This is a genomic window from Methylobacterium fujisawaense (genome assembly GCF_014138435.1).
In the GTDB taxonomy this organism is placed as follows: Bacteria; Pseudomonadota; Alphaproteobacteria; order Rhizobiales; family Beijerinckiaceae; genus Methylobacterium; species Methylobacterium fujisawaense.
Genome location: NZ_JACJIM010000003.1, coordinates 420,282 through 440,295, shown reverse-complemented (window position 1 = coordinate 440,295; position 20,014 = coordinate 420,282). Strand labels below are relative to the sequence as shown.

18 protein-coding genes are annotated in these 20,014 nt (G+C 70.1%); 9 read left to right on the top strand and 9 right to left on the bottom strand.

Annotated elements, in window-relative coordinates:
• Positions 1–93 precede the first annotated feature (93 nt).
• On the bottom strand, positions 94–1,155 hold the full coding sequence (chvE, locus tag GGQ91_RS11200; RefSeq protein WP_182592135.1) for a multiple monosaccharide ABC transporter substrate-binding protein: 1,062 nt from the start codon (positions 1,153–1,155) through the stop codon (positions 94–96).
• Positions 1,156–1,796: 641 nt separating this feature from the next.
• Between chvE and GGQ91_RS11195 the strand changes: the two genes are divergently transcribed.
• Entirely contained in the window at positions 1,797–1,943 is a 147-nt protein-coding gene (locus GGQ91_RS11195) for a hypothetical protein (RefSeq protein WP_182591963.1), read from the top strand.
• Positions 1,944–2,038: 95 nt separating this feature from the next.
• Here GGQ91_RS11195 and GGQ91_RS11190 read toward each other — a convergent pair whose 3' ends face one another.
• Positions 2,039–2,788, bottom strand: a complete 750-nt coding sequence (locus tag GGQ91_RS11190; RefSeq protein WP_182591962.1) for an SDR family oxidoreductase — start codon at positions 2,786–2,788, stop codon at positions 2,039–2,041.
• Between the two features lie 216 nt (positions 2,789–3,004).
• Here GGQ91_RS11190 and GGQ91_RS11185 point away from each other — a divergent pair, with 216 nt between their 5' ends.
• The 5 genes from GGQ91_RS11185 to mutS all read left to right on the top strand — a co-directional run bounded on the left by GGQ91_RS11185 (position 3,005) and on the right by mutS (position 9,362).
• A complete protein-coding gene (locus tag GGQ91_RS11185; protein WP_182591961.1) occupies positions 3,005–4,738 on the top strand; it encodes a patatin-like phospholipase family protein in 1,734 nt (577 codons plus the stop codon).
• Between the two features lie 101 nt (positions 4,739–4,839).
• The gene (locus GGQ91_RS11180) at positions 4,840–5,043 is read left to right on the top strand and encodes a hypothetical protein (protein WP_043356522.1); all 204 of its coding nucleotides are present in this window, start codon (positions 4,840–4,842) and stop codon (positions 5,041–5,043) included.
• 70 nt (positions 5,044–5,113) lie between these two features.
• On the top strand, positions 5,114–5,971 hold the full coding sequence (locus tag GGQ91_RS11175) for an alpha/beta fold hydrolase (protein WP_182591960.1): 858 nt from the start codon (positions 5,114–5,116) through the stop codon (positions 5,969–5,971).
• A gap of 363 nt (positions 5,972–6,334) precedes the next feature.
• A complete protein-coding gene (locus GGQ91_RS28590) occupies positions 6,335–6,514 on the top strand; it encodes a hypothetical protein (protein ID WP_374701376.1) in 180 nt (59 codons plus the stop codon).
• Between the two features lie 130 nt (positions 6,515–6,644).
• Positions 6,645–9,362, top strand: coding sequence for a DNA mismatch repair protein MutS (gene mutS, locus GGQ91_RS11165; RefSeq protein WP_043383346.1), 2,718 nt, complete (start codon positions 6,645–6,647; stop codon positions 9,360–9,362).
• A gap of 37 nt (positions 9,363–9,399) precedes the next feature.
• On the opposite strand, the gene GGQ91_RS11160 is transcribed toward mutS, so the two are convergent.
• Both GGQ91_RS11160 and GGQ91_RS11155 read right to left on the bottom strand, forming a co-directional pair.
• Positions 9,400–9,828 carry a response regulator gene (locus GGQ91_RS11160; RefSeq protein ID WP_043356529.1) on the bottom strand — a complete coding sequence of 143 codons (429 nt, stop codon included), beginning with the start codon at positions 9,826–9,828 and terminating at the stop codon, positions 9,400–9,402.
• 57 nt (positions 9,829–9,885) lie between these two features.
• On the bottom strand, positions 9,886–10,932 hold the full coding sequence (locus GGQ91_RS11155; RefSeq protein ID WP_281375053.1) for a histidine kinase dimerization/phosphoacceptor domain -containing protein: 1,047 nt from the start codon (positions 10,930–10,932) through the stop codon (positions 9,886–9,888).
• A gap of 234 nt (positions 10,933–11,166) precedes the next feature.
• Here GGQ91_RS11155 and GGQ91_RS11150 point away from each other — a divergent pair, with 234 nt between their 5' ends.
• The 3 genes from GGQ91_RS11150 to GGQ91_RS11140 all read left to right on the top strand — a co-directional run bounded on the left by GGQ91_RS11150 (position 11,167) and on the right by GGQ91_RS11140 (position 14,261).
• Entirely contained in the window at positions 11,167–12,555 is a 1,389-nt protein-coding gene (locus GGQ91_RS11150; protein WP_043383348.1) for an AmpG family muropeptide MFS transporter, read from the top strand.
• Positions 12,556–12,580: 25 nt separating this feature from the next.
• Positions 12,581–13,519, top strand: a complete 939-nt coding sequence (locus GGQ91_RS11145) for an EcsC family protein (RefSeq protein ID WP_043356534.1) — start codon at positions 12,581–12,583, stop codon at positions 13,517–13,519.
• Positions 13,520–13,601: 82 nt separating this feature from the next.
• Positions 13,602–14,261 (top strand): MgtC/SapB family protein, encoded by a 660-nt coding sequence (locus GGQ91_RS11140; RefSeq protein ID WP_083683302.1) that lies wholly within the window; start codon positions 13,602–13,604, stop codon positions 14,259–14,261.
• A gap of 93 nt (positions 14,262–14,354) precedes the next feature.
• Here the strand turns inward: GGQ91_RS11140 and ilvA are convergent, their stop codons facing one another.
• The 5 genes from ilvA to GGQ91_RS11115 all read right to left on the bottom strand — a co-directional run bounded on the left by ilvA (position 14,355) and on the right by GGQ91_RS11115 (position 20,004).
• Positions 14,355–15,947 carry a threonine ammonia-lyase, biosynthetic gene (gene ilvA / locus GGQ91_RS11135; RefSeq protein WP_075379635.1) on the bottom strand — a complete coding sequence of 531 codons (1,593 nt, stop codon included), beginning with the start codon at positions 15,945–15,947 and terminating at the stop codon, positions 14,355–14,357.
• Between the two features lie 24 nt (positions 15,948–15,971).
• Positions 15,972–16,319, bottom strand: a complete 348-nt coding sequence (locus tag GGQ91_RS11130) for a diacylglycerol kinase (RefSeq protein WP_043356538.1) — start codon at positions 16,317–16,319, stop codon at positions 15,972–15,974.
• The gene (locus tag GGQ91_RS11125) at positions 16,316–17,374 is read right to left on the bottom strand and encodes an AbrB family transcriptional regulator (protein ID WP_043356540.1); all 1,059 of its coding nucleotides are present in this window, start codon (positions 17,372–17,374) and stop codon (positions 16,316–16,318) included. Before GGQ91_RS11125 ends, GGQ91_RS11130 begins: the two co-directional genes overlap by 4 nt.
• 110 nt (positions 17,375–17,484) lie before the next feature.
• On the bottom strand, positions 17,485–18,975 hold the full coding sequence (locus tag GGQ91_RS11120) for an argininosuccinate lyase (RefSeq protein ID WP_182591958.1): 1,491 nt from the start codon (positions 18,973–18,975) through the stop codon (positions 17,485–17,487).
• 93 nt (positions 18,976–19,068) lie between these two features.
• Complete coding sequence (locus GGQ91_RS11115; RefSeq protein WP_053609983.1) at positions 19,069–20,004, bottom strand: LysR substrate-binding domain-containing protein; 936 nt, start codon at positions 20,002–20,004, stop codon at positions 19,069–19,071.
• Positions 20,005–20,014 lie beyond the last annotated feature (10 nt).

The window sequence follows — 20,014 nt, the reverse complement described above, 5'->3', positions numbered from 1 at the left end:
TACCAGCTCGGACTGCACCTTCGGCCCCCGCGCCGGCTCGTGCGGCGCGAGGATGGGAATCGCCGGAGCCGGCGGGCTCCGGCCAGGCTTCGATCACTTGAGCTGGTCGAGGGTGTAGTAGCCCGTATCGACGAGGGCCGATTTCCAGTTGGCCTTGGTGACGATCACCGGCGTCAGCAGGTAGGACGGGACGATCTTCTTGCCGTTGTTGTAGGTCTTCACGTCGTTGACCTCGGGCTGCTGGCCAGCCTCGATGGCGTCGATCATCGCCACCGTCACTTTCGCCAGATCCCGGGTGTCCTTGAAGATCGTGGCCGTCTGCTCGCCCGCGATGATCGACTTGACCGATTGCAGCTCGGCATCCTGGCCGCTGACCACCGGCAACGTCACACCGCCGGACCCGTAGCCCACGCTCTTCACCGAGGAGAGGATGGCCGTGGAGATGCCGTCATAGGGCGACAGCACGGCATCGAGATGCGCGGTGCCGTAATAGGCCGAGAGCAGGTTATCCATCCGGGCCTGGGCAGTCGCAGGATCCCACCGCAGGATCGAGACCTTGTCCATGCCGAACTGGCCCGAGCGGACCACGAGCTTCTTCGAATCCAGGTAGGGTTTCAGCACCGACAGGGCGCCGTCGTAGAAAAAGTATGCGTTATTGTCGTCGGGCGAACCGCCGAACAGCTCGATGTTGAAGGGCCCCTTGCCCTCCTTCAGCCCGAGGGCGTCGACAATCGACGTGGCCTGCTGAACGCCTACCTTATAGTTGTCGAAAGTCGCATAGTAATCAACGTTCGGCGTTCCCTTGATCAGCCGGTCATAGGCGATGACCGTGACGCCCCGTTCATGCGCCTTGGCCAGGACATCACTCAGGGTCGTGCCGTCAATGGAGGCGACCACCAAGATCTTTGCCCCCTTGGTGAGCATGTTCTCGATCTGGGCGAGCTGCGTCGGGATGTCGTCGTCCGCGTATTGCAGGTCGGGTTTGTAGCCTTTGGCCTTCAGCAATCGGACGATGTTGTTGCCGTCGTCGATCCAGCGCTGGGAGGATTTCGTCGGCATGGCGACACCGATGGGATCGCTGCCCGCGGCCTGTGTTGATGTCACGGCGAGCGCCCCCAGAAGCGCAGCACTCAGGATTGACGGTCCGGAGCGCAATTTCTTCTTGGCGATCCCGGAAATCCACTGCTTGACGATCATGATTTTCCCCCTTTTTATCGTTATATTTATCCGATCAAATTGACGATCTCGCTTTGCCGAGATCGCGAAATACAAACTCAACGACCCGTTTTATTTGGTACAAACGCTGATGCACCCGGCCATCCACTGCGATACAGCCGACATGTGGCGCGAGAAACGGCTGCAAATATCTATTCTCCGGGCCCATTGAGACTTTTTAACTGGACATCGGGCTCTTCGGAACGTCGCCTCCCGGAACTGCCGACGTCAGCGCGCGAGACGCGCTATCTCCTCTCCTATGGAATTGGCTGCATCCAACCCGTTTTTCGTGACTGATTTGTATGAGTTATGAATTGGGCCGTCAATCGGCCCGCCTGGCTTTGCGCGTCAAAAATACGTGGCTTTGACGGGCGCGAGAGCCATGCGCGGCAGGTCGAGTGTCAGGGCGCTGACGGCCGCCTCTCGGCCACGATCGGGCGACCATCGGACACGACGAGGTCGCCTGTCGGGGTCACCGCTTCGCTGTCGCCGTGCTGGGCGGCATCCCGACCGGACAGGGGAAGATTGCGACGACGTGATCGGCCCGGCCGGCTCGCCGGATCGATTCAGGGGTCGCCTTCATGCGCAACGCGCTGTGCGTGCTTCGCGTGATCAGCGACGTTCCGGCGGCCGCGATCGCGATCCGCCCCTGGAACGAGGCTCGACCATGGGGCCGCGGGGCGACCGGCGCGACCGGCGCGACCATGTCCGGTCAGTTCTGGGCGTAGCGCTGCAAACGCACCGCAGGAGGCGTACCTGGACAGCACCGGCATGACCGGGGCCGCCCATCGACGGCGGCCGACCGTCGCGAATCCGGGGCGGCTCAGCCGCGCCCGACGAACGGCATCTTGGTGGCCATGATCGTCATGAACTGCACGTTGGCCTCCAGCGGCAGGCTCGCCATCGAGAGCACCGCCTGACCCACATGATCGGGATTCATCACCGCCTCGGCACGCAGGGAGCCGTCCGCCTGCGGGACACCGGCTTTCATCTTTCCGCCCATGGGCGTGTCGGCATTGCCGATGTCGATCTGTCCGCAGGCGATGTCATAGGCGCGCCCATCCAGGGATGTCGCCTTGGTCAGTCCCGTCACGGCGTGCTTGGTCGCCGTGTAGGCGATGGAATTCGGCCGGGGCGCGTGCGCCGAGATCGAGCCGTTGTTGATGATCCGGCCGCCCCGGGGATTCTGATCGCGCATGATCCGAAAGGCATGCTGCGTGCACAGGAACAGGGCGGTGAGGTTGGTATCGACCACCTGCCGCCAAGTCTCGAGCGGCAGATCCTCCAGCGGAACCGCCGGGGCGCCGATGCCGGCATTGTTGAACAGCAGGTCGAGGCGGCCGAATTCCGCCCGCGTGCGGGCGAACAGGGCGGCGATCGAGTCGGGATCGGTCACGTCGGTGGGCACCGCGAGAGCCCCGTCGCCGATCTGCGCCGCGACGTCGTCCAGGGGCTCCCGACGCCGCCCCGAAAGCACGACGCGCCATCCGGCGCCCGCGAGGGCCAGGGCGGCAGCCTTGCCGACTCCCGTCCCAGCCCCGGTCACGATCGCGATTCGCTCAGCCGTCGACATGCGTTCCTCCCGGTTCCGGCGTTGCTCCGCCTGTAGCGGATGGCCGGCGCGGCGCGAAGAGATCAGCGTTTCAGATGCGCGCCGCGGTCACGGTGCGTAGCGACGGGACGCCTGCTCTATGGTGGCGCGTCGCGCGCCGGACGGGGAGGGGGACGGAACGATGGGGCTCAGTGTGTCGCCAGGGCTGCGCCAGACGATCGCCGCGGCGGTGGCAGGGTGAGCGCCCCCGAGATCCCGTTCCTGGCCGGGCTCGACGCGGCGGCGGTCGCGGCCGTTCGGGCCCGCATGGTGCCGGTTGCGGTTCCGGGTGGCCGGATCCTGTTCGAGCAGGGCGAGACCGGAAACGCCCTCTACACGCTCGTCTCCGGCGTGGTCGGGGTCTCCACCCGCGACCACGCCGGTCGGCCGACCCGGATCGCGCGCCTGCGCCCCCCCGAAACCTTCGGCGAGATGGCCCTGCTGTCGGACGCTCCGCGGGCGGCCACCGTGGTGGCCCTGCGCGATTCGCATCTCCTGCGGCTCACCCGGGATGCCTTCGAGGCGGTCATCGCCGAGCATCCGCACACGCTCCTCTACTTCGCCCGGATGCTCGCCGACCGCCTGCGGGCGATCTACGACGGCCATTCGGTCCACCATGCGCCGCGAATCTTCACGATCCTGGCCGTGACGGAGGGGCCCGATCCGGCCCATGTTGCGCGGCAACTCGCCGGCGCCTTCGACGCCCTGCTGCCCGGCGCAACCGGCTGTCTCACCGACTGGCCGGAGGGGGCCGACGAGGCCTGGTTCCAGGCCTTCGAGGGCGGCCATGCGCGCACGATCTTCGCAGCGCACGACATCGACTGCCCCTGGTGCCGGCAGAGCCAGCGGCGCGGCGACCACGTCCTGCTCCTGGCCGAGCCCGGCGCGCCGCCGCGGCCCGGCGCGGCAGCCTATCTCGACCGGGTCCGCTCCGATTGGATCCGGATGGATGTCGTCGTCCGCCAGGATCCGGCGGCCCGGCGCCCGAAGCCCCTGCATCCGGAGGTCGCCGCCCTGCCTGCCGCGATGCGAATCCAGCTTCGAGACGGCAATCGGGGCGATCTGCATCGCCTCGCCCGGCTCGCCAGCGGCGCCGCACGGGGTCTCGTCCTCGGCGGGGGCGGAGCGCGCGGGCTGGCCCATCTCGGGGTGCTGAAGGCCCTCGACGAGGTTGGCTGCACGCCGGATTTCGTCGGCGGGACCAGCATGGGCGCGATCATCGCGGCGAGCCTCGCCATGGGCTGGAACGTCGCGGAGATCCAGGCGCAGATCGAGGCGTTCTTCGCCACCAGCAATCCGATCAACGACTACACGCTGCCGCTGCACGCCCTGACCCGCGGCGCCAAGGTCGATACCGGTCTCGCGGCGCGTTACGGGGGGGTGTGCATCGAGGATCTCTGGCTGCCGTTCTTCTGCGTCTCGTCGAACCTGACCACCGGCAGCACCATGGTGCATCGCTCGGGCGACCTGCCGAAAGCCCTGCGGGCCAGCATCGCGATTCCCGGCCTCCTGCCGCCGGTGCTCTGCGACGAGGGCGTCCTGGTCGATGGCGGCATGATGAACAACCTGCCGGCGGATGTCGCCGCCGGGCTGGAGCGCGGACCGGTTCTGGCCGTCGATGTCGGGACCGACCGGGCGTTCCAGGACATGCCGCAGCGCGGCTGGAGCGGCCGGCTCGTACGCAAGCTGATCGGCTCGCCGCTGGCGATGCCGGGTCTGGCACCGCTGCTGCTGCGCGCCGCCACCGTGTCGAGCGACGCCCAGAGCCTGATGGCGGCGGCGCACGCGACCGCCGTGCTCAAGCCCCAGCTCTCCGGCATCGATCTGCGCGCCTGGTCGCGCTTCCGCGAATCGGCGGAACTCGGCTACCGGGAAACCCGCGCCGGCCTTGCGACCGGGAGGCTCGCGCGCTGGCTCGACCCGGTGCGCTGAGATGTCCGCGTGCGGCGGCGCACGCGCGGGTCCCTCGGCCCTGTAACTCCGGGCATTCGGTGACGATGTCTCCTGCAGAATGTCCTTTGGAGATCAGAGCCATGCCCCACACTGCGACGCCTCCGACCGACACCGTGACCGGTTCCGAGCGGGACCGGACCGCTCCGGACGATCGCTCCGCACCGCACGCCCTGCTGCACGGGGCCGCCTTCGTCCTCCTGTGCCTCTGGACCCGGACTGCGCCGGAGCGCCTGCGCGACCAGCTCTCGCCTGAGGCGGAAACCTGCGGCGCGCTCGGCTTCTGAGCGGATCGGATCTGGACGCGGAGGCGTTTCCCGCCGCCGGCAAGGCGGGCAGGACGGAGCGCACGAGAACATGACCGTCGCGGGTGTGAGGTTGCGCCGGGTCGAGTTGCCGGAGGTGGGCCTGAACGTGTCCGAGGCGGGTCCCGAGACAGGACCGCCGACCATCCTGCTGCACGGTTTTCCCGAATTCTGGTTCGGCTGGCGCCATCAGATCGGGCCTCTCGCCGAGGCGGGTCTGCGGGTGATCGCGCCGGACCAGCGCGGCTACGGCCTCAGCGACAAGCCCGCGGGGATCGCCGCCTATCACCTGGATCGTCTGGCAGGCGACGTTCTGGCCCTGGCTGACGCCTATGGCGCTCCCACGGTCCGCCTGGTCGGACATGATTGGGGCGGCCTCGTCGCGTGGTGGGTGGCGAGCCGCCATCCCGAGCGGATCGACCGGCTGGCGATCCTCAACGCGCCGCATCCCGCCGTGGTCGGCACCTACATGCGGCACCATCCGGGCCAATGGCTGCGCAGCACCTATGTCGGCCTGTTCCAGATCCCGCACCTGCCCGAACGGCTGCTCACGGCCGATCGCTGCCGGGCCCTGCGCCGCGCGCTGACGACCACAAGCCGCCCCGGCGCCTTCGCGCAGGCCGACCTCGACCGCTACGTCGAGGCGTGGCTGCAGCCGGACGCGATGACCGGCATGCTGAACTGGTACCGGGCCCTGGTGCGGCTTCCCCGGGCGCGGCCGCCCCGGGTCCGCGTCCCGGCGTTGATCCTCTGGGGGCGACGGGACACCGCGCTGCAATCCGGCTTGGCGGAAGCCAGTCTCGCTCTCTGCGACGCGGGGCGCATCCAATGGTACGCGCAGGCCAGCCACTGGCTGGCGCATGAGGAACCCGCTTCGGTCAGCGCCGACCTCCGCACCTTCCTGTGCTGAACCCGTGTTCTGAACCACCGAGCGAACACGGCTTCTCGCCCGCCGCCCGGGCTGAGGTGAGAGCCGAAATCAATGCACGGACGGGTATCGCCGATCCCGGCACCGTCCCGCCCGGAGACGCGACGGCCGCCGCATCGGTCCGCACGCCGTCCAAAGAACGGGTATTATTTTTAACGCCGTGATCCGGAACATTACGATCACTTGTTTCTTAGCTGGTGGCTCATAGAAGCTGATCGGAGCTACTCCACGATGTCTGTTCGTTCTTTTCTAACCGCGGGTGTGGTCTTCGGTGGCCTTCTGGCCGGAACCGTCGCGTCGCAGGCCGCGCCGGCGATGGCGCAGCCCGGTCTGACGGGATCTGATATGGTCGAGACCGTTGCGATGCATCGGCATTACCGCATGCACCGCCATCACTCGGCCCGGCACCACCGCCGGATGCGGCGCATGAACACGATGCGCCACGGCGACCCGAATGCCCGCAATCCGTCGCGCCCCGGCTACCAGCAGCAGCTCGGCAACACCACGGGCGGCCCGCGCCACTGAGTTCCCAATGGCGCTCGGACCCGCGCTGCGTGCGTCGGATCCGGGCGCCATCCACCGGCGATACGCCTTCTCCCCAGCTGCGTCGGCTTGATCGGCCTGATTCGCCGTCGACGCTCTGCTAAGAGGCGGCATGGCCCGAACCGCCGTCCGCCCCGCCGCCGATACGACGCCCATGCCCGGTCTGGACCCGGCCGGCGCCACGCCGATGATGGCGCAATACATCGAGATTAAGGCTGCGAATCCGGACTGCCTCCTGTTCTACAGGATGGGCGACTTCTACGAGCTGTTCTTCGAGGATGCGGAGATCGCGTCCCGGGCGCTCGGCATCGTCCTGACGAAGCGCGGCAAGCACGCGGGCAGCGAAATCCCGATGTGCGGCGTGCCGGTCGACCGGTCCGACGACTATCTGAATCGCCTCATCGCCCTCGGTCACCGGGTGGCGGTCTGCGAGCAGACCGAGGATCCGGCCGAGGCCAAGAAGCGTGGGCCGAAATCCGTGGTCCGCCGCGAGGTCGTGCGGCTCGTCACCCCCGGCACGATCACCGAGGATCGGCTCCTCGACCCGGCCCGGGCGAATCTGCTCCTGGCGATCGGCCGCCGGAAGACCGGGGAGGGTGCCGTCGCCTACGGCCTCGCCGCGGTGGACATCTCCACCGGCCGCTTCTCCCTGAGCGAGGTCGCGGGCGGCGACCTGTCCGGTGCCATCGCCCGGCACGACCCGCGGGAGATCGTCCTGTCGGAGGCGATCCACGCCGATCCGGCCCTCGCGCGAATCTGGCAGGAGAGCCGCGCCGCGATCGTGCCCCTGGCCCAGGCCGAGCTTGAGCCCGCGGCCGCCGAACGTCGCCTGCGCGAGCAATACGGAGTCTCGACCCTGGAGGGGTTCGGCCAGTTCACCCGGGCCGAGATCGCGGCGGCCGGGGCCGCGCTGCTCTACATCGCCCGCACGCAGCTCGCCGCGCGACCCCCGCTCTCGGTTCCGACCCGCGAGGATGGCGGCGCGACCCTGGCGATCGATGCGGCGACGCGCGCCAATCTCGAACTCACCCGCACCCTGTCGGGCGAGCGGACGGGAAGTCTGCTCGCCACGATCGACCGGACCGTAACGGCAAATGGTGCCCGGCTGCTGGCCGAGCACTTGGCCGGCCCGCTCACCCATCTCGACGCCATTACCCGGCGGCACGCGGCGGTGGCCCATCTGGTCGAGGACGGCCGCCTGCGCGGCAGCCTGCGCGACGCCCTTGCGCGGGCCCCCGACCTCGCCCGGGCGCTGTCGCGAACCGGCCTCGGCCGTGCGGGACCGCGCGACCTCGCGGCCATCCGCGACGGCCTCGCCGTGGCGGCGGATCTCGGCGCCCGACTCGCTGCGATTCCCGACCTCCCGGAGGATCTCGCCCGGCTCGCCGAGCACTTGGCGGAGGCCAACCCGGATCTCATCGCCACCCTGGCGGCGGCGCTGGCCGACGATCTGCCGCTGAGCCGGCGCGACGGCGGCTTCGTGCGGGCGGGCTATCATCCGGAGATCGACGAGGCGCGAACTTTGGGCCAGGATTCCCGCAAGGTGATTGCCGCCTTGCAGGCGCGCTACGCCGAGCAGACCGGCTGCCGGACCCTACGGATCAAGCACAACAACCTCCTGGGCTTTTTCATCGAGGTTCCGCAATCCGTCGGCGAGGCCTGCCTGAAGGGTCTCCAGAGCGAGTTCGTCCACCGCCAGACCATGGTGGACGCCATGCGCTTCACCAGCGTCGAACTGGGCGAACTCGAGTCGAAGATCTCGGGCGCGTCCGACCGGGCGCTCGCCCTGGAAGCGGCCGTCTTCGACGACCTCGCGGCCCGCGTCTTGGCTCAGGCCGAGGCCATCGCCGAGGTGGCCGAGGCCCTCGCGGGTCTCGATGTGGCGGCGAGCCACGCCGAACTCGCCGTCGAACTCGACTGGCGCCGGCCCGTCGTCGATGAGTCCTTGAGCTTCGTCGTGGTCGGCGGGCGCCATCCGGTGGTCGAGGCGGCTCTGCGCCGGGCGGGCGAGCCGTTCATCGCCAATGATTGCGACCTGTCGGGCGATACCCGCGGGCGGATCCGCCTGATCACCGGCCCGAACATGGGCGGCAAATCGACCTTCCTGCGCCAGAACGCGCTGATCGCCGTGCTCGCCCAGATGGGCGCCTTCGTGCCGGCTGCGGACGCGCGCATCGGCCGGGTCGACCGGCTGTTCTCCCGGGTCGGCGCCGCGGACGACCTCGCCCGTGGCCAGTCGACGTTCATGGTCGAGATGGTCGAGACCGCCGCGATCCTGAATCAGGCGACCCGGCGCTCCCTGGTGATCCTGGACGAGATCGGCCGCGGCACCGCGACCTTCGACGGCCTGTCGATCGCCTGGGCGTGCCTGGAGCATCTCCACGAGGTGAATGCCTGTCGGGCGCTCTTCGCGACGCATTTCCACGAGTTGACCGCCCTCGGTGACCGGCTGGCGCGGCTGGACAATGCGACCCTGAAGGTGGCCGAGCATCGGGACGGCGTCGTGTTTCTGCACGAGGTCGTGCCCGGCGTCGCCGAGCGCAGCTACGGTCTGCAGGTGGCGCGGCTCGCAGGTCTGCCGGGCAGCGTCGTGACCCGGGCCGGGGCGATCCTCAAGAGTCTCGAGAAGGCCGAGATGGGCCGCCCCGCCCGCGCGCGGATCGACGACCTGCCGCTCTTTGCCGCCCTCGCGCCACCACCGCCGCCGGAGCCGCCGCAGGAGGACCCGCTGGGCGCGCTCCTCGACGCCATCGACCCCGACGCCCTGACGCCGCGGGAAGCGCTGGATGCGCTCTACCGGTTGAAGCGCGAGCGAGCGACGCGAAGCTGAGACGGCGAAGCCCCGTAGCGACGCGCCTCGACGCGAGTCAGACGGGCGCGGGCGAGAACCCGTCCGGACAGGCCGGCCCGTGGCGACCGGCCCGGCGATCGGCCACGTAGTCGAGGGTGCTGGCCACGACGCGCTCGGAATAGGGTTTCGCGATCACGCCGATCGCCCCGGCGAAATCCGCCGGAATGCGCTTGGCGTTGGCGGTCATGAACACCACCGTGGTGCGTCGGTCGGCCGAGAGCGCCCTGGCGACGTCGATTCCGGTCGGACCGTCGACGAGGTGGATGTCCACGAGCGCAACGTCGGGCGCGGTGGAGCGGCCCATGGCGATCGCCTCGGTGGCGTTGCCGGCGACACCGACCGTGACATGCCCGAGATCGTCCAGCAGGCATTCCAGCTCGAGGGCGATCAGGGCCTCGTCCTCCACCACGAGGATGCGGAGCGCGGCGGCGTTCCCGGTCCCCATGCGTTCATCGTCCTCCGGCCCCGTGGCCGCCGAGCTTGAAGCCTGCACGTCGATTTCTCAAGCCGGCTGCTGGAGCGGGATATCGATGTCGACGGTCGTGCCCGGACCGGCATCCGCCCAGGCGATGGTCCCGCGCATCTGCCGGACCACCATCTCCACCAGATTTCGCCCGAAGCCGGCCGGATTCGGAGCCGCCGCGGCGACACCGACGCCGTCGTCGCGAATCGTCATATGAATCCCTCTCTCGGTGCGGCGGGCGACGATCGACACGCGTCCCTCCCGCTCGCCCGGGAAGGCGTGGCGCAGGGCGTTTGCCGTGAGTTCGTGGATCATCAGGGCCAGGGGCGCCGCCATCGCGGCAGCTACGGCGATCGACTCGACGTCGGCCTCGACCCGGCGCCGCTCCGGATCCAGGCCGGCATTCATGTCGGCCAGGAACTCGGCCGCGAAGTCGCCGAGGTTGAAATGCGTGCAGTCGCCCTCGGAATACAGCATCCGATGGGCTGTCGAGAGCGCGCCGATCCGCTCGGCCATGCCTTGGAGCGCGTCCCGCGCCTCGCCCTCGGGCGTTCGCCGGGCCTTCAGCAGCATCAGCGAGGAAATCACCTGAAGATTGTTCTTAACCCGGTGATCAACCTCGTGCAGCAGGGCCGTCTTCTGCTCAAGGGCGGTGGTCAGATCCTGGGTCCGCGCGTTGACGAGGCGCTCCAGCTCGTCGTTGGTGCCGCGCATCGACACTTCCATCTGGTGGACATAGGTCATGTCCGCCTGGGCGGCATAGAAGAAGGCGAGACCCTCGGCGTCGTTCACCGGCGTGATGGTCATCGCGTTCCAGAAGGTCGTCCCGTCCTTCCGGTAGTTGAGCAGCTCGACGGAGATCGGCTCCGCGGCCTGTACGGCCGAGCGGATCCGCTCGACCGTGAAACGGTCGGTGGCCGGACCCTGCAGCATCCGGCAGTTGCGCCCGACGATCTCGTCAGCGGTGTAGCCTGTCACCTGCAGGAATGCGTCGTTCGCCCAGGCGATCGGGTTGTCCGGAGCGCGGGCATCGGTGATCACCATGGGCGACGGGCTGCGCGCGAACGCGTCGACGAGCGTCGCCAACGGCGGAGCGGACTCGGATCGGAGACTCAACGCATCATTCCACGACTGGGCGGCGTGCCCGTTCGTCCGGCGGCGCCTCCAACACGCCGCGATCCGTGGGACGTGGACACCGCGTTAAGCAAGCTTCTACCAAGATTGAGGCGCAACACATCACGATCCAGCGAAAACCGGTGCGGCGTAAGGCTGCCACGATTTCGCGAGATCAAGGCCACGAAGGCTCAGGAGTTCCATGCCATGGCGAACCAGCCACAGGCGATGCGTCGCTTCCGGCTCCGCGACATCGTCGAGGACCGGCGGATCGTGCTCATGCTGGCTCTCGGATTCTCCTCGGGCCTGCCGCTGCTCCTGGTCCTCGGCACCTTCACGCTCCGCCTCGCCTTCTCGGACATCGACGTGCGGGCGATCGGCCTGTTCAGCTACGTGGCGCTGCCTTACTCGCTGAAGTTCCTCTGGGCGCCCGCGATCGACAGGCTGAACGTTCCGGTGCTGAGTGCCCGCCTCGGGCGCCGCCGGGCCTGGATGGTGACCACGCAGGCCGCGGTCGCCCTGTGCCTGACCCTGATGGCCTTCTCGGATCCGAAGACCAACCTCGCGCTCCTGGGACTCGGGGCCTTCCTGGTGGCCTTCTGCGCGGCGAGCCAGGATGTGGTGATCGACGGCTGGCGCATCGACGCCGCCGGCAGCGACTTCCAGGGTATCCTGGCGGCGACCTCGAACCTCGGTTACCGCCTCGGCCTGATCACCGCCGGCGCGGGCGCGCTGTTCATCGCCTCGGCGGGGGGCTGGACGCTGGCCTACCTGATCATGGCGGCGCTCATGCTGGTCGGGATGATCGCCGCCCTGCTGGCCCCGGCCTTCGACAGGCCTCGTACGGTTCAGGCGGAGACGCCCGGCCGCTCCCGGTTCTGGTCGATGCGCCGCGCCGTGCTGGAGCCGCTCACCGAGCTGCACGGCCGGTTCGGCGGCGCGCTCTGGGGCATCCTCCTGCTCGTGGCCTTGTTCCGGCTCCCCGATTTCCTGTCCGGCGTGATGGCGAGCCCGCTCTACCGGACGCTGGGCTTCGACCTGAAGGAGATCGCCACCGTCACCAAGCTCTACGGCATCTGGGTCGGCATCGCGGGCGGGTTCGCGGGCGGATGGGCCCTGGCCCGGCTCGGCCTGTTCCCCACGCTGCTGCTGGGCGCCTTCCTGGCCGCGTCCTCGCACCTCGCCTTCGCGTGGCTGGCGGCCGGCGCGCCCGAGATCTGGCGCCTGACGGTCGCCATCTCGATCGAGAATTTCTGCGGCTCCTTCGCCGGCATCGTGCTCATCGCCTACATGTCGAGCCTCACCAGCCCGGCCTACGCGGCGACGCAGTACGCGCTGTTCTCCTCGCTCTACGCGCTGCCGGGCAAGCTGATCGCGGGCTCGTCGGGTTTCGTGGTCGCGGCGATCGGCTATCCGGCCTTCTTCGTCATGACCTCCCTCGTGGGTATCCCGGTCCTGGTGCTCTGCGTCGCGGTCGGGCGCAGGACCGGGCAGGCGGAGGCCGCGGCGGCACCGGCGCGGGATGCGCAGGAGGCGGGGAACCGCATCCCGGGGCCCGAGCTTCCTACCACGGCGCGCGCGCCAGGGGCGGCGTGAGCACGACAGATCCAGGGATTCACGGATGAGCACGAGCGACCTCACCTTAGCCGGCGAGACGCTGCCGGCGGCGACTCCAGAAAAGACGCTGAGCGACGCGGACCTCGCCGCCCTGCGCCGCGCCGTGCAGGTGCTGGAGCGTCCGAGCCTCGCGGGGCGGCTCTCCGCGGCGGCCGGCGCGCCCCTCGACATCATCGGCCGATCGCTGCCGGCTCCGGTCACCGAAGCCGTCAGCCGCAGCACCGAGGCGGCCATGCGGGGGGCGCTGCGCGTCGCCCTGGCGACGCTGCCGCGCCGGGAACTCGTTCCGGCCGAAGGGGAGGGCCTCGGTTCCGTCGCCGCCAAGGCCGAGAGCCGGTTCGCGCAGCTCCTCGGCTCGGGCGACGCCAAGCACAAGGCGATGGCGGCACTGTCCGGCGCGGTCGGAGGCGCGTTCGGCCTCGCGACGCTGGCCGTCGAGCTTCCGGTCTCGACCACGCTGATGCTGCGCTCCATCGCCGAGATCGCCCGGGAGGAGGGCGAGGATCTCGAGACCCCCGAGGGGGCGCTCGCCTGCGTCCAGGTCTTCGCCCTCGGCGGCCGGGCCACGGCCGAGACCGAGGCGGGCGCGGCGCTCACCGAGAGCGGCTACTTCGCCGTCCGCGCGGCCCTGGCCAAGACGCTGTCGGAGGCGGCCCGCTATGCCGGCAGCAAAACGCTCCTCGACCAGTCGGCCCCGGCGCTGATCCGCTTCACCGCACAGATCGCCGCGCGCTTCGGTCTGGTCGTGTCCCAGAAGGTCGCCGCGCAGGCGGTGCCGATCCTCGGCGCCTTCGGCGGGGCGGCGGTCAACACGGCCTTCATGAACCATTTCCAGTCGACCGCCCGCGCGCATTTCACGGTGCGGCGCCTGGAGCGGTCCTACGGGGCCGCCACGGTGCGGGCCGCTTACGAAGTCGAGAAGGCGGCCCTCGGGATCGCTTGATCCGCCCACGGCAAAGCCGCAAGGATCCGCGCCATCCGCACGGGGCGGAGAAACGGAGGCGGCTCTGATCGGCAACGGCGAGATGGTGGCCCGGCTGGCGTTGGCGGCCCTGTTCGGCAGCGTGATTGGCCTGGAGCGCGAGCGCCTGCTCTGGGCCGCAGGCCTGCGGACCCACATGCTGGTCTGCGTCGGCTCCTGCCTGATCATGCTGGTCTCGGCCTTCGGATTCGCCGACGTGCTGGGCACCGCCCACGTGGTGCTCGACCCCTCCCGGATCGCCGCGCAGGTGGTCTCCGGCATCGGCTTCCTCGGAGCGGGGACGATCCTGTTGCGCGGCGAGGTGGTGAAGGGTCTCACCACGGCGGCCAGTCTCTGGGGCGTGGCGGCGATCGGGCTGGCGATCGGCAGCGGCCTCTACGTGCCGGCCCTGGCCGCGACGGCACTCATCGTCGGCATCCTGGCGGGTGTGAAGCCCTTCGAGCAGCGCTGGCGCGACCGGATGCGCGCCCAGACCCTTCGGCTGACCGCCCGAAAAGGCGCGATGTCGATCGACACCGTGCAGGCGGCGACGGGCGAGCGGGCCTCACGGGTCCGGACCTTCACGGTCCATCCGGGTCCTGATGCGGACCACGAGGAAGTGACGATCACGTTCGTGCGTCTGTCCCGGACGAGCTTCGAGGCCATCGCGGCAAAGCTTCGGGCGATGCCCGATGTCGCGTCGGTGGAGGTGGCCGAAGAATGACCGCGCCCGACGCTGCCCCTCGATCATGAGAACAGCGACGTGACTTGAAGGCGCGCGACGAGAGCCCCCAGGGACAGCCTGGGCTGAGGGGGCTCAGGCCGCCCCGGCGCCCTCGCCGTCAAGGAACAGGCGGTAGGCCGGGTTCTCGGTCTCGTCGGTGGCCGGGTAACCGAGGGCGTCGATGGCGGCGTCGAACCGGGCGCGCTCGGGCGGCGGCACCGCGATCCCGGCGAGCACCCGGCCGTAATCGGCGCCGTGGTTGCGGTAGTGGAACAGCGTGATGTCGAAATCCGGCCCGAGGGCGTCGAGGAACTTCATCAGCGCACCGGGCCGCTCCGGGAACTGGAAGCGGAACAGCCGCTCGTGCGCGACCCCGACGGCACGGCCGCCGACCATGTAGCGGACATGGACCTTGGCCATCTCGTTGTCGCTCATGTCGAGGACGCGATAGCCGGCCTCGCGCAGCGAAGCGATCAGCGCCTGCTTCTCGCGCTTGCCGCCGCTGACGTTGATGCCGACGAAGATCTGCGCCTCCGAGCCCGGCGCATGGCGGTAGTTGAATTCCGTGATCGCCCGCGGTCCGAGGGCGTTGATGAAGGCGCGGTAGGCGCCGGGGCGCTCGGGGATCGTCACGCCGATCAGGACCTCGCGCTGCTCGCCGATCTCGGCGCGCTCGGCGATGTGGCGCAGGCGGTCGAAATTCAGGTTCGCCCCCGAGGAGATGGCGATCAGCGTGCCGTCACCGCCCTCGCGCTCGGCATACAGCTTGGCGCCGGCGAGGCTCAGCGCCCCGGAGGGTTCCGACACCGCGCGGGTGTCGTCGAAGATGTCCTTGATCGCCGCGCACATGGCGTCGGTATCGACGGTGATGACCTCGTCGAGATGCGCGCGGCAGAGCCGGAAGGTCTCCTCGCCGGCCTGACGCACGGCGACGCCGTCGGCGAACAGGCCGACACTGGGTAGGCTGACCCGCGTGTCGGCCGCCAGTGCCGCGGCCATGCAGGCGGCGTCCTCCGGCTCGACACCGATCACCTTGGTGCCCGGCCGCAGATACTTCACGAAGGTGGCGACGCCGGCAGCGAGCCCGCCGCCGCCCACCGGCACGAAGATCGCCTCGATCGCGCCGGTATGCTGCTCCAGGATCTCCTTGCCGATGGTGCCCTGGCCGGCGATCACGTCGGGATCGTCGAAGGGGTGCAGGAAGGTCAGGCCCTGCTCGGCCTCGAGGGTCTTGGCCTGTGCGAGCGCCTCGTCGAAGGCGTCGCCGTGCAGAACGACCTCGGCCCCCCGGGCCCGGCAGGCATCGACCTTGATCGACGGGGTGGTGCGCGGCATCACGATCACGGCGCGCGCCCCGAGCTTGGCGGCGGCCAGCGCCACGCCCTGCGCGTGGTTGCCCGCCGAGGCGCAGACGACGCCGCGGGCGATCTGGTCCGGACTGAGGCCGGACATCTTGTTGTAGGCGCCGCGCAGCTTGAACGAGAAGACCGGCTGGAGATCCTCGCGCTTCAGCAGGACCGGCCGCCCGAGCCGCTGCGTCAGCCGGGGCATCGGGTCGAGTGGGCTCTCGATCGCCACGTCGTAGACGCGGGCGGTGAGGATCTTGCGGATGTAGTCCGTCACGGTGTGGAGTCTCGGCCGATGCGCGGGGCTGTGCCGGCCAGATAGACCCTCCGGCCCGCGGATGCGAGCGCGCCCACGCGCGGCAGGTCAGCCCAGCCGCTCGACCAGCGCCGCCACCCACACGAGCAGCGCCGCCATCTGGGCCATGAAGGTGCCGGCGGAGGCGAGGTCCTTCACCGTACCGATCATCGGGTGATGCCCCGGATGGACGTGGTCGCAGAGCTTCTCGACGGCGGTGTTGAGGAATTCGGCGGCCAGCATCAGCAGCAGGCTGACCATCAGGGCGACCCGCACCCAGAGTGTCGCGCCGAGGAACAGGGCGACCGGCACGCCGAGAGCCAGGAGCAGGAGTTCCTGCCGCACGGCCCGCTCGGTGCGCGCGCCGTGGCGCAGGCCGCGCCAGGAATTCAGAAAGGCGAGAACCAGGGCGTTCATCGGATGGCGGTCTCCGGCACGGACCGGCTGATCCACTTGGCGAGCAGCGGACCGGTGAGCAGCACTACGAACAGGCGCAGGGTCTGGACCGCCAGCACGAAGGAGACGTCCGCCTTCGAGCCGACGGCGATGATCGCCACCGAATCGAGGCCGCCGGGACTCGTGGCGAGGACTGCGGTGAGCAGGTCGATGGGCAGCAGCAGCGTCAGCCCCCAGCCCCAGGCCGCGCAGAGGGCGATGACCGAGAAGGTCGCCGCCAGGATGCCGGGCAGGGCGGTGAATGTCAGGCGCAGCGTCTCCCGGGTGAAGCGCAGGCCGACATAGATGCCGATGCAGGCATAGGCGAGTTCGAGGAGGGGCACCGGCAGCGCCATGCGCACGAGCCCGGTGGCGTGGAGGAGGCTGCCGAGCACCATCGGGCCGATCTGCGCGCCGGCCGGCACCCGCAGGGCGAGCGCCGCGCCCGCGCCCACGATGGCGACGGCCAGCGTCGCGAAGACGGAGAGTGGCCCGGTCACCTCGGCGACGCCAGCCGAGGCCCCGGGAACCGGCGTCTCCATCAGGAAGCGGGCGGCCAGCGAGGCCGAGAACACCACGGCCGCGACGCGCACGTATTGCATGAAGGCCACGAGGCGCGGATCGGCACCGAAATCCTCGGCCATGGCGACCATGGCGGAGGCGCCGCCGGGGGACGATCCCCAAGCCGCGGTGGTCCCGGGCAGCACGCGCAGGCGGGTCAGGATCCAGCCGACCAAGCCGCTGACCGCGACGGTGACCAGCACGACCGCGACGATGAGCGGCCCGTCCTCCACCAGGGTCTGGGCGATCTGCCCGGTGACCGCATGCGCCACGAGGCAGCCGATCGCCGCCTGGGAGGCCTGGAAGGCGGCCCGGGGCACGCGGAGGCGCGAACCGCCGACCCCGAACGCGATGGCCGCGATCATCGGCCCGAGCAGCAACGCGGCCGGGAACTGCGCCTGCATCAGGCCGTATGAGACGGCCGCGGACGCGGCGGCGAGGGCGGCCCAGAGGCCGAGGATGCGGAGAGGGAGCAAGGCGACCGATCGGGAGAGGCCCGCTTCAGACGGCAGGCGTCAGGCGCGCGCTATAGCGCAATATTGGCCCTGTCACGGCAGAGTTTCGACACGGCCGCCCCGCGCAATCGTCAGGGCTCGTGGGTCAGGGCGGCGAAGGCGGTGTCGAGGCGTGCCCGGGCGTCGGCCAGGCCCTTGCGGCGGTCATCGCGCCATGCCCGATCGGCCTCAAGCCGCTCCCGGGCGCGGGCCAGCATGCGCCGGACCTCCGCGGGCTGCGGGCCGCCGAGGCCCGCAGCCGCGTCGATCATGCCCCGGGCCGACAAGGCCGCCCGGAAGCGCGCCTCGTCGAGGGGCAGGTCCGGCTTCAGGCCCGTCCCGGCGGCGGCCTCGGCGTAGATCCGCCGCACCTCCGCGAACGGGAGATCGGCGGGTCGCAGATCGTGGCTGCGGCCGTAGCTCACCAGCTCGGAGGCGAAGTGGTGGCCGAGCCGGAACGGCACGTCCGCCTCGCGCTGAAGCGTGTCGGCGAGTTCTGTGGTGGTCGAATAGTCGGCGGCGACCTCCTCGGCGGCCCGCGCCCGGTCCACGACCAGCCCGTCGAGGACGCGGGTCCAGCGCCGGCACAGCTCGACGGCCTCGGCGAGCGTCCGGCCCGGCGGCTCGGCCTGGTTGCGCTTGTAGTCCGGCATCCCGGAATCGACGTTGTGCGCCATGATGACGAAGGCCTGCGCGGCCCCGACCACGTCGCTCGCCTTCATGCGCAGGCCGTAGAGGGCGACGGGATTGCGCTTCTGCGGCATGATGCTGCTCGGCCCGGTCAGCGCCCCCTCCCGCAGCAGGATCCACGGCCGGGTCTGATGATACTGGGCGTAGAGGTCCTGCGCGAAGCTGCCGGCCGTGGTGGCGAGTGTCGCGGAAAGCCCGGTCAATTCCAGGCCCATATCCATCGGCGCGAGCTGACCGGCATCGTAGCTGTTCTCCACGGGCGCATCGAACCCGAGCAGCTCGGCCAGGCGCTTGCGGTCCACCGGGAAGCTCGACGTCCCGAGGGCGGCCGCGCCGAGGGGTGACAGGTTGAGCCGCGCCCAGGCCTCGCGGAGGCGCTGCGCATCGCGGGCGAGCACGGCCGCGTAGCCGAGATAGAGGTGGCCGAGCGTCGTCGGCTGGGCTTGCACGCCGTTTGTATAGGCCGGGACGATCGTGTCGGCCTCGCGGTCGGCCACGGCCAGCAAGGCCCCCCGGGTCTCGTCCAGGGCCTGGGCGAGGGCGAGGAGGCGGTCGCGCTGCTCAAGCTTCAGCACCGTCGGGATGATGTCCTGGCGGCTGCGCCCCGAATGCATCCGGGTGGCCTCCGGGCCGGCAATGGCGGTGATCAGCGGCTCGATCCGGAGATAGTCGTCCGGCCGTTCCGCGCCGGGCTTGGCGGCGTCGGCGGCGACCTGATCGAGCGCGCGGGCGATGGTCGCGGCCAGGGGGCGCGGGACGATACCGGTCTCGGCTGTCATCACCAGGGAGGCCCGGTTGATCTGATCGATCCGGGCGAAGCTGTCCGTCGGCGCGGCGTGGGCGCCGAGGGGGGCGAGCAGCGCCAGAATTGCCCCGATCATCCTGCGCCGCATCGGCCCGTTCCCCATGCCCTGATCAGTCCTGATAGACGCGCCAAGCGCGACCGTCTTCATCACAGCGGGGCCAGGTGCCCGCGACACCGCCGCTCACGCCACAGCGTCGTCGCCCCGGCAGGCCGTGGTTCCGGGCGGCGCGTGCGCCCGGAAGAAGGCGGCGAGGTTCGCCAGTCCCGCGGCGCGGGGATCGCTCGCCCGCCAGACCAGCGCGATGGTCCGGCCGGGACCGTCGACATCGAAGGCCCGGGTGACCGTCAGGCCGCTGGGATCGGGGCTGGCGGGCACCGCGAGGGCCGGAAGCAGCGTGTAGCCGGCGCCGGCGGCCACCATCGAGCGAAGCGTCTCCAGGCTGGTGGCATGGCGGCCGACCGACGAGCCGGCGCCGCAGGCCGCGATCGTCTGGTCGCGCAGGCAGTTGCCCTCATCGAGCAGCAGCAGGTCCGGCCCTGCGATCTCGGTCGCCGAGAGCGCGCCGCCCCGGGCCAGGGCGTGCTCGGCCGGGCAGGCGAGCCAGAACGGCTCGACGAAGAGCGGCGAGACCGCGAGACCGTTGGAGGGCAGCGGAAGCGAGACCAGGGCCGCGTCGATGCGGCCGTCGCGCAGGCCCTCGACGATGTCGGCGGTCCGCGATTCCGACAGAGAGAGCGTCAGCAGCGGGTACTGCTCGCGCAGCGGTCGCAGCACCAGCGGGAAGAAGTAGGGACCGAGCGTCTGGATCGCCGCCAGGATGAGGCGCCCGGTGAGCGGCGAGCCGCGGCCCTCCCTGGCGAGGGCCAGCAGCCGCTGCGCCTCCGCCAGGACGACGCGTGCCTGCCGGATGATGGCTTGGCCAGCCTCGGTCAGCAGGATCCGCCGGTTCGACCGCTCGAACAAAGTCAGGCCGAGCGCGGTTTCCAGCTTGCGGACCTGCACGCTCAGCGTCGGCTGGCTGACATTGCAGCGTTCGGCGGCCCGGCCGAAATGCCCCTCGTCGGCCACCGCGACGACATATTCGAGATCCCGGAGGGAGAGGCCAGCCAGATTCATAGGCTGTATC